The organism is Streptomyces sp. NPDC096176 (genome assembly GCF_044763255.1).
Classification (GTDB): domain Bacteria; phylum Actinomycetota; class Actinomycetes; order Streptomycetales; family Streptomycetaceae; genus Streptomyces.
This window is the reverse complement of sequence record NZ_JBIWFV010000002.1, coordinates 528,130-544,442: the sequence shown is the minus strand read 5'-3', so window position 1 is coordinate 544,442 and position 16,313 is coordinate 528,130. Positions and strand designations below refer to the sequence as shown.

Genomic DNA, 16,313 nt, shown 5'->3' with positions numbered 1-16,313 from the left:
CCGAATGGCGGGCACATATGCTCAGGCTCGTGGAAAACCACTCCTTGCCGCGCACAGCCGCCTTCTTCGACCTGGACAAGACGGTCATTGCGAAGTCATCGACTCTGACCTTCAGCAAGTCCTTCTACCAAGGCGGGCTGATCAACCGGCGCGCCGTACTGCGTACTGCCTATACCCAGTTCGTGTTTCTCGCAGGGGGCGCAGACCACGACCAGATGGAACGGATGCGCCAGTACCTCTCGGCGCTCTGCAAGGGCTGGAACGTCCAGCAGGTGAAGGAGATCGTCGCCGAGACGCTCCACGACCTCATCGACCCGATCATCTACGACGAGGCCGCGTCGCTCATCGAGGAGCACCACGCCGCGGGCCGAGATGTGGTCATCGTCTCCACCTCCGGCGCCGAGGTCGTCGAACCGATCGGCGAGTTGCTCGGCGCCGACCGGGTCGTGGCCACCCGCATGGTGGTCGGCGAGGACGGTTGCTACACCGGCGAGGTGGAGTACTACGCGTACGGGCCGACCAAGGCAGAGGCCGTCAAGGAACTCGCCGCGTCCGAGGGGTACGACTTGGCTCGCTGCTACGCGTACAGCGACTCCGTCACCGACGTCCCCATGTTGGAGTCGGTCGGGCATCCCTACGCCGTCAATCCGGGACGCGAACTCCGCCGTGAGGCGACGCTGCGGGATTGGCCGATTCTCGACTTCAACCGTCCGGTACGGCTCAAGCGAAGACTGCCGGCCTTCTCCATGACCCCGCGCCCGACGCTCATGGCAGCGGCGGCGGTCGGCGCGGCGGCGGCGACCGCCGGACTGGTCTGGTACGCCAGCCGCCGACGAAGCACCATCGCATAGGCCTCGTTGACCGTGCCACGGGCGACCGCGTCCGACCGCCGGAGGCAGCCGGACCGGCTTGGTCGTTTCACCCCTGTTTGAACCTAAAAGTAAAGAAGTGCACGTAGGGCTTCCACATCGCCGCCCGCAGTAGTACAAAGGATTTAACGGCCCGCGAGACCGAGGATCATCCGAAAGGATCACCTTTAAACGCAGAAAGGCCCCACGGACCGAAGCATGAAAACTGAGCACCCACGCGACGTCGACCCGTCGATTACGGGCCAGCCGCACCAGGTGACGGGCAAAGTACCCGACCTGATGGGCAAATTTCGAGGACGCATGGTAACTCGGGGATCGTGCCAGCGGCGGTACCAAACCGGTACCGCCGCAACCCTTTTCAGACCTTTTTGCGCCATGCCTCGATGAGGCCGGGGCTCTCGTGCAGGTCAGGCACCGGGCCTCTCGCCCACGTCTGAGGCCGACGCTCCCGCGTCAGGCAGCGCCGCGCTGAAGCGCCTCACACACTGCCGTCGACTCCCTGACGCCGAACTCCACCGCACGGCCGCAGTGCTTGATCCATGCGGCCATCCCGTCCGGCGTACCGGTCAGGTACGCCTCGAATGCCGCGACGTAGGCGGCTCTGCCCTGCTCCGCGTGGCCTACCTCCGCCGGGCAGATCGACTTGGGATCGAGGCCGCTGCCGATCAGCACGATGCGCTCGGCCGCCCTCGCGACCAGCCCGTTGCTCGAGCAGAACGGCCGCAGTGCCAGCAGTTCGCCGTGTACCACCGCCGCCGTCACCAGCGCCGGTGCCTCGCTCCCCGCGATGATCAGCTCCGCCAGGCCGTCGAGACGGCCCGTCAGCTCGGCCACATCCGGCAGCGGTGCCTCGATGAGCGGTTCGTGGACCGTCTCGCCGGGGAGGCGGGGCCGGCCGACCGTATCGTCGTCACCGGAGCCGCTCGCCGCGACGAGGTGCAGGCGGGCCAGCACCCGGAGCGGCGACTGCCGCCAGATGGACAGTAGTTGGCCCGCCTCAGCGGTGAGCCGCAGAGCGGCGCCGACCGTACGCGCCTCGGGTTCGCTGCCGAAGTCCGTGCGCCTGCGGACCTCCTCCAGCGCCCAGTCCGCCCCCGCGAGCGCGGCGGAGCCGCGAGCCCCACGCAGCGCGGCCTCGGAGGTGATCTCATTGCTGCGTCGGCGCATGACCCGGTGTCCGTAGACCCGGTCGACGGCCTTGCGCACGGAGTCCACGGAGTCGGCGACGCCGGGCAGGGCGCCGAGGGCGGCGAGTGGATCGGCCGACGAGGCGTTCGTACTCATAACTATCGAGGCTACGCGTCCGGGACGGGCGACCCACGTTGGAGTGGTCTTCCTCACGGTTGCAGGCCACCACGCGCAACCACTCCGCTACGGTAGGTGAACATGAAGATCGCTTTCGTAGGGAAGGGCGGCAGCGGCAAGACGACGCTGTCATCCCTCTTCATCCGCCACTTGGCCGCCAATGAAGCCCCCGTCGTCGCGGTGGACGCCGACATCAACCAGCACCTCGGGGCCGCGCTGGGCCTCGACGAGTCAGAAGCGGCCGCGCTGCCCGCGATGGGGGCGCATCTGCCCCTGATCAAGGACTATCTGCGCGGTTCGAATCCCCGCATCGCCTCGGCCGACACGATGATCAAAACGACGCCTCCGGGTGAGGGGTCGCGGCTGTTGCGCGTCGTCGAGGACAACCCGGTGTACGACGCCTGCGCCCGCACGGTCCGTCTCGACGACGGTGACATCAGGCTCATGGCCACCGGGCCCTTCACCGAGTCGGACCTGGGCGTCTCCTGCTATCACTCCAAGGTCGGGGCGGTCGAACTCTGCCTGAACCACCTCGTCGACGGCCAGGACGAGTACGTCGTGGTCGACATGACGGCGGGGTCCGACTCCTTCGCCTCGGGGATGTTCACCCGGTTCGACATGACGTTCCTGGTCGCCGAACCGACGCGCAAGGGCGTGTCGGTCTATCGCCAGTACAAGGAGTACGCCCGCGACTTCGGTGTGGCGCTGAAGGTCGTCGGCAACAAGGTGCAGGGCCAGGACGACATCGAGTTCCTCCGTCAGGAGACCGGGGACGACCTGCTCGTCGCCGTCGGGCACTCGGAGTGGGTGCGCTCCATGGAGAAGGGACGCCCCTCCCGTTTCGAGCTCTTGGAGGCGGACAACCGCATGGCGCTGCAGGCCCTGCAGAACGCGGCGGAGGACTCGTACGCGAACCGCGACTGGGGGCACTACACCCGCCAGATGGTGCACTTTCACCTCAAGAACGCGGAGAGCTGGGGCAACGCGAAGACCGGTGCCGACCTGGCCGCACAGGTCGATCCGACGTTCGTGCTCGGCGAGCAGACGCTCGTGCCGCAACTCGGCTGACCAGTCGCCCCCGGTCGGGTCTTCCGGCCGACACCGCCGACCGGAAGACCCGACCGGCCGGGGGACGCCGCCCCGGGGGACACCGCCGGCCCCGCTGTCGGAATCAGAGGCGGGCTCAGCGTTTCTCGGCCGGCTTCCGGACCGCCTGTGGAGCCGTCCAGGCCACCGACTTGTCGGCCAGGTACTGATCCCAGCCGCCCTTCGGAGCCTGCCCGACGTCCAGTTGGCGCAGATCTGCCAGGACCTTCGGGTCCTGGGCGTCCAGCCAGTCGACGAGCTGACGGAACGACACGCACTTCACGTCCCTGTTCACACACACCGTCGCGATCGTTTCCTCGATCGCGCGCATGTACGTGCCGCCGTTCCACGATTCGAAGTGGTTACCGATGATCAGGGGTGCGCGGTTGCCCTGGTAGGCACGGTAGAAGGCCTTGATCAGGCCGTCGCGCATCTGGTTGCCCCAGTACCTGTGCTTCGACGGGTCACCCCTGGGTGTACCGGACTGGTTGACCATGAAGTTGTAGTCCATCGACAGCGTTTCGAAGGACCGACCGGGAACGGGTACCAGCTGAAGGGCGAGGTCCCACAGACCGAGTTCTTTGTCGGGCCACACCTGGTTGCTGATGCCGCTGGTGTCGTAGCGGAAGCCCAACTCGCTCGCGGCCCGTGTGAAGTTCTCCCGGCCTTCCAGACACGGCGTGCGGGCCCCGATGAGCTCCTTTTCGTAGTCGAAGGGGAGGGGCTCCGCACCGGCGAGCCCTGCGTTGGTCTTCCAGTTCTTCACGAACGACTTGGCCTGGCTGATTTCGCTCTTCCACTCCTCGACGGACCAGCTTCCCACCCCGCGCTTGCCGCAGAAGTGACCGTTGAAGTGCGTGCCCACCTCGTTGCCGTCGAGCCAGGCGCCGCGCAGCTCACGAACGGTGTCCCTGATGCCCTGGACATCGTTGAAACCGATGTCCGAGCGTCCGGCAGGGTACTTGGGCGGGTCGTACATGGCCCGCTTCTTCTCGGGGAGGAGATAGACGCCACTGAGGAAGTACGTCATTGTCATGTCGTACTTCTTGCCGACCTTGCGGAAGTGCGAGAACAGCTTCTGGCTGTCCTCACCGGCGCCGTCCCAGGAAAACACCACGAACTGCGGAGGCGCCTCACCGGGCTTCAGCCGCTCGGGCTTGAGCAGTCCGGGCTGGGTGCCGGTGAACGCGGTGGATCCGTCGCCGATGAGACGGACCGGGCCCTTGGGGGCCGCGACGCCTTTCTTGGCCCCTGAGCCGCCCGATGACCCGAGGCTGTCGAAACCGGAACACCCGGCGAGACCTGCGACCAACACCGCGGCGCCGACGCCGACGGCGACAACCCTCTTCGTGGCGGCCAACATCCGCCCACCTCATTCCTGTGCCGATACGACTGTCTGACGGTGGCCCGGGGCAACCGCCAAACTCGCATCGCGAGGCAGGGAGGGAACGGGTGACAAGCCGTATCAAATGACTAATCGTCGAATCGGGTGAAAGATTGCCCCATTTGCGCAGGAGATAATGCCCGAGTCTTTACTCGCCATTACGATCCATTTACCGAACGTTTGACTATCCCGCCGCTGCACGCCGTGACCCACGGCCGCGTCCCCCATTCCGCGACCGCGCTGCCCCGGAGGAGACGGGAACCATGTCCTTCGCCCCTATTCGCACCGCCGATCCTTCTCACGGGCCCGACAAGCCCGAGCAGAACCGGCCGGCCCCCGCCGGTCCCCTCACATCACGCTTCCAGCGCCGGCACAGCCCGCCGCCGGGCACCGGCCGTCGCTTCCACATCGCGGGCGCCGATCTCTCCGCGTCCATCGCCGTCTTCCTGATCGCGCTGCCGCTCTCCCTCGGCATCGCGCTCGCCACCGGCGCACCCCTGCAGGCCGGGCTCGTCGCGGCCGCCGTCGGCGGCATCGTGGCCGGCCGGCTCGGCGGGGCGCCGCTGCAGGTAAGCGGCCCCGCCGCCGGCCTGACCGTCGTCACCGCCGAGCTGATCCAGCACTACGGCTGGCGCACCACCTGCGCCATCACCGTCCTCGCCGGACTGTGCCAACTCGCCCTCGCAGCACTGCGGGTGGCGCGTTCGGCTCTCGCGGTCAGCCCGGCCATCGTCCACGGCATGCTGGCCGGCATCGGCGTCACCATCGCCCTCGCCCAGCTCCATATCGTCCTCGGCGGCACACCCCAGAGCTCGGCCATCAGCAACGTCCAGGGCCTGCCGGCGCAGCTTGCCGATCTCCACCCTGCCGCGCTGTCGGTCAGCGTCCTGACCGTCGCCGTGCTGCTTCTGTGGCCTCGCGTGCCGGGTCGCACGGGCAGGATCGTGCGGACCGTTCCGGCGGCGCTCGCCGCGGTGGCGGCGGCAACCGCGTTCGCCACGCTCGCCGGCCTCCACCAGCCTCGGGTCGACCTGCCGTCATGGCGCTCACACGCACTGCCCGAGCTGCCGGAAGGCCCGGTGCTCGGTCTGCTCGCCGCGGTGCTCACCGTGACACTCGTGGCGAGTGTCGAGTCGCTGCTGTCGGCCGTCGCCATCGACAAGTTGACCGCCGCCCGCAAGAAGCCGCGGGTACGCATCCCGCGTGCCGACCTCGAGCGCGAGCTGGTGGGCCAAGGCGCCGCGAACGTCGTGTCCGGTGCGCTCGGCGGACTTCCCATCACCGGTGTCGCCGTCCGCAGTTCCGCCAACGTGGCCGCGGGCGCGGTGAGCCGGAACTCCACCATGCTGCACGGCTTTTGGATCGTGGTCGCCGCGCTGCTGCTCGTGCCCGTCCTCGATCTGATTCCACTGGCCGCGCTGGCGGCCCTGGTCATGGTCGTCGGCGTACAGATGGTCAACATCACGCACATGCGCAACGTGCGGAAGAACCGAGAGATGCTCGTCTACGCGGCCACACTGACCGCGGTGGTCCTCACCGGAGTCCTGGAAGGTGTCGTCATCGGCATCGCGGTGGCCGTGGCAGTAGCGCTGCACCGGCTGACGCGCACCAGGATCACGGTGGAGGAACAGGACGGAGTCCACCGGGTCCGTGCACGCGGACAGTTGACCTTTCTCGCCGTGCCCAGGCTGAGCCGGATGCTGAGCCAGGTCCCCGCCGGTGCCGACTGCGTGGTCGAGTTGGATGGCTCCTTCATGGACCATGCCGCGTACGAGGCCCTGCACGACTGGCAGACGGCCCACGCCGCACAGGGCGGGACGGTCGAGATCACCGGACGGGCGGGCGGCCGAATCAGCGAGCCCGCCGACGAGTCGCACAGCTGCTGCCGCCCCTGGACGCCCTGGCGCAATCACCACTGCGACGACCGGCCGCGCAAAACGGACGCGCACCACCTGGCCAGCGGGCTCAGCTCCTTCCAGCGCAACACCGCCCCGCTGGTGCGCGACGAACTGGCGCGGCTCGCCCGGGAAGGCCAGCGTCCGTCGCAGCTCTTCATCGCCTGCGCCGACTCCCGACTCGTGACCAGCATGATCACGGCAAGCGGACCCGGCGATCTGTTCACCGTCCGCAATGTGGGCAACTTGGTGCCGCTGCCGGGCAAGGACGGTTCGGACAACTCCGTGGCGGCCGCCATCGAGTACGCGGTCGACATCCTCGAGGTGAGTTCGATCACCGTCTGCGGCCACTCCGGCTGCGGCGCGATGCAGGCACTGCTCAACAGCCCGCCGGGCACCTCCCCCACACCGCTTGGCCGCTGGCTGCGGCACGGAATGCCCAGCCTGAAACGGATGACGAACCGCCATCGCTCCTGGGCCAGGATTTCCGGCCGCCTGCCCACCGACGCCGTCGAGCAGCTCTGCCTGACCAATGTCGTCCAGCAACTGGAGCACCTGCGGGCCCATGAGTCGGTGGCACGGCGGCTCGCCGAGGGCTCGCTCCAGTTGCACGGGATGTACTTCCACGTCGCCGAGGCCCAGGCGTATCTCCTCACGAACTCCGCGGAGCATGAAATCGACGAGGTCTTCGACAGGGTGGCCCCCGCCCCATCCGCGCTGGAGAAGTCCCGTGCCTGACCGCGACGTCTGAGTGGTCGCACGGCCCGCCTGGGCGCGCAGGTAATGAACCGCTCACGCACCGCGTCCGTGAGAACGTATGGCCCCTCGTCCCCGCCGCCCGGGGGCGAGGGGCCCACAGGTCTACACCAATGTTCGGCAGGCCCTTGTCACCCGGGCCCTCCGGCTGATGAGGTATGGCCTGGGACACATACGCACAGAAGACGCCCTGGGAAAGGGAGATGTCGTGAGCAACGAGAGCCTGGCCAACCTTCTTAAGGAAGAGCGGCGGTTCGCCCCGCCGGCCGAGCTGGCAGCGAGCGCCAACGTAACCGCGGAGGCGTATGAGCAGGCCGCGGCGGACAGGCTTGGCTTCTGGGCCGAGCAGGCGCGTCGGCTCACCTGGGCCACCGAACCGACCGAGACCCTCGACTGGACCAACCCGCCGTTCGCGAAGTGGTTCGCCGACGGCAAGCTCAACGTGGCCTACAACTGCGTGGACCGCCACGTGGAGGCGGGCAACGGCGACCGTGTCGCCATCCACTTCGAGGGCGAGCCCGGTGACGGCCGTGCCATCACCTACGCCGAACTCAAGGGCGAGGTCTCCAAGGCCGCCAACGCTCTGCTCGAGCTCGGCGTCCGCAAGGGCGACCGGGTCGCGATCTACCTGCCGATGATCCCCGAGGCCGCCGTCGCGATGCTGGCGTGTGCCCGCATCGGCGCCGCGCACTCCGTGGTCTTCGGCGGCTTCTCCGCCGACGCCGTCGCCTCCCGCATCCAGGACGCCGACGCCAAACTGGTCATCACCTCCGACGGCGGCTACCGCCGTGGCAAGCCGAGCGCGCTCAAGCCCGCGATCGACGAAGCGGTCGCCCGCTGCCCGCAGGTCGAGCACGTGCTCGTCATTCGACGGACCGGCCAGGAGACCGCCTTCACCGAGGGGCGCGACGTCTGGTGGCACGACATCGTCGGCCGGCAGCCCGCGGAGCACACCCCCGAGGCCTTCGACGCCGAGCACCCGCTCTTCATCCTCTACACGTCCGGCACGACCGGTAAGCCGAAGGGCATCCTGCACACCTCCGGCGGCTACCTCACCCAGACGGCCTACACCCACCACGCCGTCTTCGACCTCAAGCCCGAGTCGGACGTCTACTGGTGCACAGCCGACATCGGCTGGGTGACCGGCCACTCGTACATCGTGTACGGACCGCTGGCCAATGGTGCGACGCAGGTGATGTACGAGGGCACGCCCGATACCCCTCACCAGGGCCGCTTCTGGGAGATCGTGCAGAAGTACGGCGTCACGATCCTCTACACCGCGCCCACCGCGATCCGGACGTTCATGAAGTGGGGCGACGACATCCCCGCCAAGTTCGATCTGAGCAGCCTGCGGGTTCTCGGGTCGGTCGGTGAGCCCATCAACCCCGAGGCCTGGATCTGGTACCGGCAGAACATCGGCGCCGGAAAGACCCCGGTCGTGGACACCTGGTGGCAGACGGAGACCGGCGCGATGATGATCTCGCCGCTGCCCGGCGTGACCGAGGCCAAGCCGGGCTCCGCACAGCGCCCGCTGCCCGGCATCTCGGCCACCGTCGTGGACGACGAGGCGAACGAGGTGCCCAACGGCGGTGGCGGCTACCTCGTCCTCACCGAGCCGTGGCCGTCCATGCTGCGCACCATCTGGGGCGACGACCAGCGCTTCCTCGACACCTACTGGTCGCGCTTCGAAGGCAAGTACTTCGCGGGCGACGGAGCCAAGAAGGACGACGACGGCGACATCTGGCTGCTCGGCCGGGTCGACGACGTGATGCTGGTCTCCGGCCACAACATTTCGACCACGGAGGTCGAGTCCGCGCTGGTCTCCCACCCGAAGGTCGCGGAGGCGGCGGTCGTGGGCGCCACGGACGAGACCACCGGACAGGCCATCGTGGCCTTCGTGATCCTGCGCGGCACGGCCAGCGAGGACGACAGTCTTGTGGACGACCTGCGCAACCACGTGGGCGCGACACTCGGCCCGATCGCCAAGCCCAAGCGGATCATGCCGGTGGCCGAGCTGCCGAAGACCCGCTCGGGAAAGATCATGCGCCGACTGCTGCGCGACGTGGCCGAGAACCGGCAGCTCGGTGATGTCACCACGCTGACCGACTCCTCCGTCATGGACCTCATCCAGTCGAAGCTGCCGAGCGCCCCCTCCGAGGACTGACAGCAGCGGTTTCCTGCCCGCCGTCCGCAGGCCCCCGGCGCGCACCGCGCCGGGGGCCTGCGGACGGCCTCCCCTGCCGCCGCGGCTGCCGCCAGGTAGGGTAAACAACGCGTCAATGACACAGTCAGGGACGCGAACGTGCGATCCAAGGTGCGCCGGGAAGTCTGGTCGGCAAGTGTTTTGTGCTGTCCACCAGACCGGAGGTCCCCGCCCGTGGCCGCGCCCCGCCCCACCACCAGCCGCAAGTTCCTCGGACGGCTTTCGCTCCCGGAGCGGAACTACGTCGCGGACGCTCTGCGCACCGAGACCCTCGGGGGCGTGCTCCTCCTCATCGCCGCGGTCGCCGCGCTGATCTGGGCAAACACTCCGCTGAGCGAGAGCTACACCTCCGTACGTGACTTCCACATCGGTCCCGCCTCGCTCGGCCTCGATCTGTCGATCCAGCACTGGGCCGCCGACGGGATGTTGGCGGTCTTCTTCTTCGTCGCCGGCATCGAGCTCAAGCGTGAGCTGGTCGCCGGCGAACTGAGCGACCCCAAGGCCGCCGCTCTGCCCGTCATCGCCGCCCTCTGCGGCATGGCCATGCCGGCGCTCGTGTACCTCGCGGTTACCGCCGCCGGAGGCGGCTCCACTGCCGGCTGGGCCGTCCCGACCGCCACCGACATCGCGTTCGCGCTGGCCGTGCTGGCGGTCATCGGCACGGCCCTGCCGTCGGCGCTGCGCGCCTTCCTGCTGACCCTCGCCGTCGTCGACGACCTCTTCGCGATCCTGATCATCGCAATCTTCTTCACCAACGACTTGAACTTCGTCGCCCTCGGCGGCGCAGCCCTCGGTCTCGTCGTGTTCTGGTTGCTGCTGCGCATGGGAGTGCGCGGCTGGTACGTCTACGTGCCGCTCGCCCTCGTCATCTGGGGCCTGATGTACAACAGCGGCGTCCACGCCACCATCGCCGGTGTGGCGATGGGCCTGATGCTGCGCTGCACCCGCCGCGAGGGGGAGGATCACTCGCCGGGCGAACGCATCGAGCATCGGGTCCGTCCCCTTTCCGCGGGTTTCGCCGTCCCCCTGTTCGCGCTGTTCTCGGCCGGTGTCGCCGTCACGGGCGAGTCCCTCACCGATGTCTTCACCAAGCCCGAGACCCTCGGCGTGGTCCTTGGGCTCGTGGTCGGCAAGGCACTTGGCGTCTTCGGCGGCACGTGGCTGGCCGCGCGCTTCACCAAGGCCGAGCTGAACGAGGACCTGGCCTGGCCGGACGTCCTGGCGCTCGCCACACTCGCCGGCATCGGATTCACCGTCTCGCTGCTGATCGGCGAACTCGCCTTCGCCGGCGACGCGACGCTGACGGACGAGGTCAAGGCCGCGGTGCTGATGGGGTCGCTGATCGCCGCCGTTCTCGCCGCGGTCCTGCTGAAGTTGCGGGTACGCACCTACCAAGCCCTGTCTGCGGAGGAGGAACGCGACGAGGACATGTCCGGCGTACCGGATATCTACGAACAGGACGACCCGGCCTACCACCTGAGGATGGCCGCGATCTACGACAAGAAGGCCGAGGAGCACCGCAGGATGGCAGAAGCGGCCGGGGCGTCGCGCGACGACGGCGACAGTCCGTAGACCTTGGTCGTCTTCGACCGAGGAGCTCCCGCCACCATCCAGGTCGGGCCGGGTCCGCTGACCGGCGCCCCGGGGACGTGATGCGGCCTGTCATCCATGGATGACAGGCCGCATCACTACTAAACGTCAGCCGCAAGGCGGCTCGTCACGTCCGGAACTCGAAGGTCGTGCAGTGCTTCCAGTCACTGTCGCCGCGGTAAGGGTCACCCTTGACCAAGGAGACGATGATCTTGTTCGTCTTGCGTTCTGGGCGGTCGAGGTTCCACGTGTAGGACTTACCCGCTCCCCTTGTCACGTGGTACTCCCTGGCGCCGCCCGGGCCAGTCAGATTGACGAAGACGGTGCGCCCGTCCTTCTTCTGGTCCTTCACATACAGATAGTCACCCTTGGAGGTGTACTTCACGTATGCGCCTGCACACCCGTGCCCCTCGTCGGCCTGCGCCGCAGGCGCAGAGATGAGGCTTCCCGTGAGGAATGCGGCGACGGCAGCCGGTACCAGCGTGGCCACCCGACGCATGGGCATGAACTTCAAGTCGTTCCCCCTAGAACGTTGCTCGATGCGCTGTCTGCCGGCCCGGGTCAGAGCTGCCCCAAGGGGTCGGCGCGCGAGTACAGCCCGGAGAATGCCAACTGCCTCCAGGCTCCTGTGCAGTTTAGGGGCTTCGGCCGCACTCCGGGGTGGGAGAAAGGTGTGAAGGCTGAGGAGCGTCTGTGCCACTGGCCAAGGCTTTCCTGTCCCGGGCAGCCAGTGGGTGCCGGTACGTGCCTTGACGAAGAGTCCGGGCGCCACGTCCTTCATGGCTCAGCTCGCTCTGCTGCTTGGGGCCGGTGGGGACCGTCCGGGACCGTCCTCCACGTTGAGATGCCGACGACGCCCGCCCCGGCGAGTTCAACCGCGAGCTCGGCGACGTCCTGGGGCGGTCGCTGCAGCCACCGTCGACCACAGCGAGGTTCAGGAGCGTTCGCGCAATCCTTCGAATGCCGGGGCCGTCTCGGGGCCGTCGAAGGGCCGCCGGCGCGACCAACAACGACCATCAACCACCACCCTGCGGCGCTTCAGGCGCAGGCAGCGCCGCAAAACCCTGGGCGAGGCAGAATGCTCGCGAGTCCGGCATGATCTGACAGGACCCGTAACAAGGCCCAGGGATGAAGAGAGGGAGTCAGCGATGAGCGATCCCGGCAACACCACAGCGAACGCTGTCGGCGCCGAGCGCAGTCTCGGCCAGCTGGTCGCCTCGGCGACCGCCGAGATGTCCGCGCTGGTACACGACGAGATCGCGCTGGCCAAGGCCCAGTTGCGGCAGGACGTGAAGAAGGCCGGTGTCAGCGGTGGCGCGTTCAGCGCCGCCGGAGCGGTGCTGATCTTCTCGCTGCCGATGCTGAGCTTCGCGCTCGCCTACGGCATCCGGGCATGGAGCGGCTGGCACCTCTCGGTCTGCTTCCTGCTCTCCTTCGCGGCCAACGTCCTGTTGGCCCTGCTGCTCGGCCTGATCGGAATGGTTTTCGCGAAGAAGGCGAAGCGAGGCCGCGGCCCGCAGAAGGCCGTGGCGTCCGCCAAGGAGACAGCTGCCGTACTGGGCAACGTCAAGCCGCATCCGCGAGGAACCGGGCAGCCCGAGCTCACAGCCGGAACCCGGCAGGACAAGATCGCCGTATGACCGGAGCCTTGACCGGAGCGGCGCCCAAAGCCTTGGCCGGCGGCCGCTGTGGCCGGACAGTGGCGAACGAGGGGTGCGCAGTTGTGGCACGCTCATCAGCATGACGGTCCCTGATTCCGGCCATGGCAGCTTCGGCACCCTCGGCAGCCCCGTACGCATCGACGGTCCCTGGACCCACCGCGACGTGGCGGCCAATGGTGCCCGCTTCCATATCGCCGAGATGGGCGACGGACCGCTGGTGATGCTGCTGCACGGCTTCCCGCAGTTCTGGTGGACGTGGCGGCACCAACTGACCGCGCTCGCCGACGCCGGCTTCCGGGCGGTGGCGATGGATCTGCGCGGCGTGGGCGGCAGCGACCGGACGCCGCGCGGTTACGATCCCGCCAACCTCGCGCTGGACATCACGGGTGTCGTGCGCTCGCTCGGCGAGCCGGACGCGGCCTTGGTAGGGCACGACCTGGGCGGGTATCTGGCGTGGACGGCGGCCGTGATGCGGCCGAAGCTGGTGCGCCGGCTCGCGGTGTCCTCGATGCCGCACCCCCGGCGGTGGCGTTCGGCGATGCTGTCCGACTTCGCGCAGAGCCGTGCCGGCTCGTACGTGTGGAGCTTTCAGCGTCCGTGGCTGCCGGAGCGTCAACTCGTCGCGAATGACGCCGCTTTGGTAGGCGAACTGATCGAAAGCTGGTGCGGCCCGCAGCCGCTCGACGCAGAGGCCGTCGAAGTCTACCGGCGGGCGATGTGCATCCCGTCGACAGCGCACTGCTCGATCGAGCCGTACCGGTGGATGGTGCGGTCGTTGGCCCGTCCTGACGGCATCCAGTTCAACCGGCGGATGAAGCGTCCGGTGCGTGTGCCCACCCTTCATCTGCACGGCTCACTCGATCCGGCGATGCGGACACGCAGCGCGGCGGGTTCCGGCGAGTACGTCGAAGCGCCGTACCGGTGGCGGCTGTTCGACGGTCTGGGCCACTTCCCTCACGAAGAGGATCCGGTGGCGTTCTCGAACGAGCTGATCAACTGGCTCAAGGATCCCGAGCCCGATCGGTAGGCCGACGTGGTGCTTTCGCACGCACGGAAGAACGGTTGTCCTACGAACAGCCAATTGCCTGGCGCATAGGCCAATTGGCGGCCCCTCGCACGGTTACCGACCATGGGGCCCGGGCAGACGTCCGGGTATGGGCTGGACGCACGACTACGGTGACGCAGCACGCAACCGCCGCTCGGCCAGTGGGCCGATCACCCACGAGACGGGTGGCCTCCAGAGCGAGGACCACGAGCATCCCGGGCAGGGGATGGGCATTCCGCGCATCCTCAGGCGCCGCGCACGCTGGGTGTCCGCGCGCCTGCGCCATCATCACCGGGACTGACCTCGGCCCCACCGGACACCACCAGGGACTCATTGCCGGGCTCCGCAGGACCGGAGTTTCCGGAGCCCCGGGGCCGTCCGCCGAGGGGGCCGGGCTCCGGGGCACACGCCGGATCGCTCTCTACAGCGCACATTCCTGACTGTCGACCTGCTGGTTGGCCGTGCGGCCCAGTGTGATGTCCTCGCGGATCTCATCGGCCGTGAGGGCGTAGCCGGTGTCGGCGTCGTCCAGGGACCTGGCGAAGATGACTCCGTAGACCTTGCCGTCGGTCGTCAGCAGCGGGCCGCCGGAGTTGCCCTGGCGCACCGTCGCGAACAGTGAGTAGACATCGCGGCGGACGGTGCCGCGGTGGTAGATGTCGGGGCCGTTGGCGTTGATCCGGCCGCGGATACGGGCGGAGCGCACGTCGTACGAGCCGTTCTCCGGGAAGCCCGCGATGATCGCGCTGTCGCCGCTGCGCGCGTCGCCCTCCTCGAAGTCGGTGAACTCGAGCGGGCGCGCTTTGAGGTCGGGGACATCCAGTACGGCAATGTCGCGCTGCCAGTCGTAGAGGACGACCTTGGCGTCGTAGAGCCGGCCCTCGCCCCCTATCTGCACGGTCGGCTCTTCGACGCCGCCGACGACGTGGGCGTTGGTCATCACGCGGCGTTGGTCGAAGACGAAGCCGGTGCCTTCCAGCACTTTGCCGCAGCTCGGGGCCGTGCCGACGACCTTGACGATGGACTGTTTGGCGCGTGCGGCGACGGGACTGCCGACAAGTGCCGGGTCGGGCGCCTGCACCTCGGTGATGGGCTCGTTGGCGAACGGGCTGAAGACCTGTGGGAAGCCGTTCTGGGCGAGCACGGAGGTGAAGTCGCTGAACCAGGTGTCGGCCTGATCGGGCAGCACGCGGTCCACCCCGAGCAGCACCTTCGAGCTGCGGACCTCCTTGCCCAGGGTGGGCAACGCCGTGGGGGCGAGCAGGGAGCCGATCAGCCAGGCGACCAGCAGCATCGCGACGACGTTGACCAGCGCGCCGCCGGTGGCGTCCAAGGCGCGAGCAGGTGACCAGGTGATGAAGCGGCGCAGCTTGTTGCCGAGATGGGTGGTGAAGGCTTGGCCGATCGAGGCACAGACGATCACGATGACGACGGCGACTATCGCGGCTGTGGTGGACACCTCCGAGTCGTCGGTCAGCGCACTCCAGATCACCGGAAGCAGATAGACCGCGACGAGTCCGCCGCCGAGGAAGCCGATGACCGACAGGATGCCGACGACGAAGCCCTGGCGATAGCCGACGATCGCGAACCACACGGCGGCGACCAGCAACAGGATGTCCAGCACGTTCACCGTCATTTGCCTCGCAGTGTCGTCGCCGGGTGCTCTGTCCGGCTGGGTCGGCCCACGGCGCGCTGCCGCTTCGAGATGTCGCGCCCCGCCGGGAGCGCATGACTGGATCAGCCTGTCATGCGTGCCAGTCCAGCGGGACCTGCTTGGTGCGGTCCCATGGTCGCTCCCAGCCGGCGAAGTGCAGGATCCGGTCGATGACTCCGGCCGTGAAACCCCAGACCAGGGCCCCGTCGACCGTGAAAGCGGGTCCCGCGTGACCGCGCGGGTGCACGGCCGTCGCACGGTTGGCGGGGTCCGTGAGATCTGCCACGGGCACGGCGAAGACCCGTGCGGTCTCGGCAGGATCGACCGCCCCGACCGGGCTGGGGGTGCGCCACCATCCCAATACGGGCGTGACGACAAAACTGCTCACCGGGATGTAGAGCTTGGGCAACACTCCGAAGATCTGAACGCCCGACGGGTCGAGACCGGTCTCCTCCTCGGCCTCCCGCAACGCGGCGCGCAGAGGGCCGGTGGTCGCCGGGTCGCCGTCCGCCGGATCGAGCGCGCCGCCGGGAAAGGAGGGCTGCCCGGCGTGGGACCGGAGGGTGCTCGCACGCTCCATGAGCAGCAGCTCGGGGCCCTTTGCGCCTTCACCGAAGAGGACGAGCACCGCCGACTGGCGGCCGTGGCCGCTCTCGGGCGGCAGGAAGCGGCTGAGCTGGTGCGGCTCGACGGTGTCGGCGGCGCGCACCACGGCGCCAAGCCACTCGGGCAGGCCTTCCGTGGTGACGACTACGTCCCCGTCGACGACGACCTTGCCGTCGCTCTGCTGGTCGAACCGCTTGTACGTCTCTTCTCCTGTGCGTGTCATCGGCACCCCCTCACGGACAACGCCGCGGGGCACCTC

13 protein-coding genes are annotated in these 16,313 nt (G+C 68.3%); 8 read left to right on the top strand and 5 right to left on the bottom strand.

Translation table 11 applies throughout. The features are described from left to right. Positions 1–17: 17 nt before the first annotated feature. Entirely contained in the window at positions 18–851 is an 834-nt protein-coding gene (locus ACIQ7Q_RS07715) for an HAD family hydrolase (protein WP_403857596.1), read from the top strand. A gap of 471 nt (positions 852–1,322) precedes the next feature. On the opposite strand, the gene ACIQ7Q_RS07710 is transcribed toward ACIQ7Q_RS07715, so the two are convergent. Further along, positions 1,323–2,153: an oxidoreductase gene (locus ACIQ7Q_RS07710; protein WP_403857593.1), complete on the bottom strand. Its 831-nt coding sequence runs from the start codon at positions 2,151–2,153 to the stop codon at positions 1,323–1,325. A 102-nt stretch (positions 2,154–2,255) separates the two neighbouring features. On the opposite strand from ACIQ7Q_RS07710, the gene ACIQ7Q_RS07705 reads away from it, so the two are divergent. Continuing rightward, on the top strand, positions 2,256–3,242 hold the full coding sequence (locus tag ACIQ7Q_RS07705) for an ATP-binding protein (protein ID WP_403857590.1): 987 nt from the start codon (positions 2,256–2,258) through the stop codon (positions 3,240–3,242). A gap of 115 nt (positions 3,243–3,357) precedes the next feature. Here ACIQ7Q_RS07705 and ACIQ7Q_RS07700 read toward each other — a convergent pair whose 3' ends face one another. Continuing rightward, complete coding sequence (locus tag ACIQ7Q_RS07700) at positions 3,358–4,623, bottom strand: hypothetical protein (protein ID WP_403857587.1); 1,266 nt, start codon at positions 4,621–4,623, stop codon at positions 3,358–3,360. 284 nt (positions 4,624–4,907) lie between these two features. Here ACIQ7Q_RS07700 and ACIQ7Q_RS07695 point away from each other — a divergent pair, with 284 nt between their 5' ends. From ACIQ7Q_RS07695 to nhaA, 3 genes are all read left to right on the top strand, one after another. Continuing rightward, complete coding sequence (locus tag ACIQ7Q_RS07695; RefSeq protein WP_403857584.1) at positions 4,908–7,277, top strand: bifunctional SulP family inorganic anion transporter/carbonic anhydrase; 2,370 nt, start codon at positions 4,908–4,910, stop codon at positions 7,275–7,277. A 226-nt stretch (positions 7,278–7,503) separates the two neighbouring features. Then, positions 7,504–9,459: an acetate--CoA ligase gene (gene acs, locus ACIQ7Q_RS07690; protein ID WP_403857581.1), complete on the top strand. Its 1,956-nt coding sequence runs from the start codon at positions 7,504–7,506 to the stop codon at positions 9,457–9,459. A gap of 213 nt (positions 9,460–9,672) precedes the next feature. Continuing rightward, a complete protein-coding gene (gene nhaA, locus ACIQ7Q_RS07685) occupies positions 9,673–11,070 on the top strand; it encodes a Na+/H+ antiporter NhaA (RefSeq protein ID WP_403857578.1) in 1,398 nt (465 codons plus the stop codon). A 145-nt stretch (positions 11,071–11,215) separates the two neighbouring features. Here the strand turns inward: nhaA and ACIQ7Q_RS07680 are convergent, their stop codons facing one another. Then, entirely contained in the window at positions 11,216–11,602 is a 387-nt protein-coding gene (locus ACIQ7Q_RS07680) for a hypothetical protein (RefSeq protein ID WP_403857575.1), read from the bottom strand. Positions 11,603–12,236: 634 nt separating this feature from the next. Between ACIQ7Q_RS07680 and ACIQ7Q_RS07675 the strand changes: the two genes are divergently transcribed. The 3 genes from ACIQ7Q_RS07675 to ACIQ7Q_RS07665 all read left to right on the top strand — a co-directional run bounded on the left by ACIQ7Q_RS07675 (position 12,237) and on the right by ACIQ7Q_RS07665 (position 14,095). Continuing rightward, entirely contained in the window at positions 12,237–12,728 is a 492-nt protein-coding gene (locus ACIQ7Q_RS07675) for a phage holin family protein (RefSeq protein ID WP_403857572.1), read from the top strand. Positions 12,729–12,828: 100 nt separating this feature from the next. Next, positions 12,829–13,776: an alpha/beta fold hydrolase gene (locus ACIQ7Q_RS07670; protein ID WP_403857570.1), complete on the top strand. Its 948-nt coding sequence runs from the start codon at positions 12,829–12,831 to the stop codon at positions 13,774–13,776. 127 nt (positions 13,777–13,903) lie between these two features. Further along, the gene (locus tag ACIQ7Q_RS07665; RefSeq protein WP_403857567.1) at positions 13,904–14,095 is read left to right on the top strand and encodes a hypothetical protein; all 192 of its coding nucleotides are present in this window, start codon (positions 13,904–13,906) and stop codon (positions 14,093–14,095) included. 120 nt (positions 14,096–14,215) lie between these two features. Here the strand turns inward: ACIQ7Q_RS07665 and ACIQ7Q_RS07660 are convergent, their stop codons facing one another. Further along, positions 14,216–15,424: a MarP family serine protease gene (locus ACIQ7Q_RS07660; RefSeq protein ID WP_403858005.1), complete on the bottom strand. Its 1,209-nt coding sequence runs from the start codon at positions 15,422–15,424 to the stop codon at positions 14,216–14,218. A 115-nt stretch (positions 15,425–15,539) separates the two neighbouring features. Beyond that, positions 15,540–16,277 carry an NUDIX hydrolase gene (locus ACIQ7Q_RS07655; RefSeq protein ID WP_403857564.1) on the bottom strand — a complete coding sequence of 246 codons (738 nt, stop codon included), beginning with the start codon at positions 16,275–16,277 and terminating at the stop codon, positions 15,540–15,542. Positions 16,278–16,313 lie beyond the last annotated feature (36 nt).

Coding starts and splice junctions, on each gene's coding strand:
- ACIQ7Q_RS07665 (WP_403857567.1), top strand. CDS start 13,904: ATGGGCTGGACGCACGACTACGGTGACGCAGCACGCAACCGCCGCTCG.
- ACIQ7Q_RS07675 (WP_403857572.1), top strand. CDS start 12,237: ATGAGCGATCCCGGCAACACCACAGCGAACGCTGTCGGCGCCGAGCGC.
- ACIQ7Q_RS07700 (WP_403857587.1), bottom strand. CDS start 4,623: ATGTTGGCCGCCACGAAGAGGGTTGTCGCCGTCGGCGTCGGCGCCGCG.
- ACIQ7Q_RS07705 (WP_403857590.1), top strand. CDS start 2,256: ATGAAGATCGCTTTCGTAGGGAAGGGCGGCAGCGGCAAGACGACGCTG.
- ACIQ7Q_RS07715 (WP_403857596.1), top strand. CDS start 18: ATGCTCAGGCTCGTGGAAAACCACTCCTTGCCGCGCACAGCCGCCTTC.
- ACIQ7Q_RS07710 (WP_403857593.1), bottom strand. CDS start 2,153: ATGAGTACGAACGCCTCGTCGGCCGATCCACTCGCCGCCCTCGGCGCC.
- ACIQ7Q_RS07655 (WP_403857564.1), bottom strand. CDS start 16,277: ATGACACGCACAGGAGAAGAGACGTACAAGCGGTTCGACCAGCAGAGC.
- ACIQ7Q_RS07695 (WP_403857584.1), top strand. CDS start 4,908: ATGTCCTTCGCCCCTATTCGCACCGCCGATCCTTCTCACGGGCCCGAC.
- ACIQ7Q_RS07670 (WP_403857570.1), top strand. CDS start 12,829: ATGACGGTCCCTGATTCCGGCCATGGCAGCTTCGGCACCCTCGGCAGC.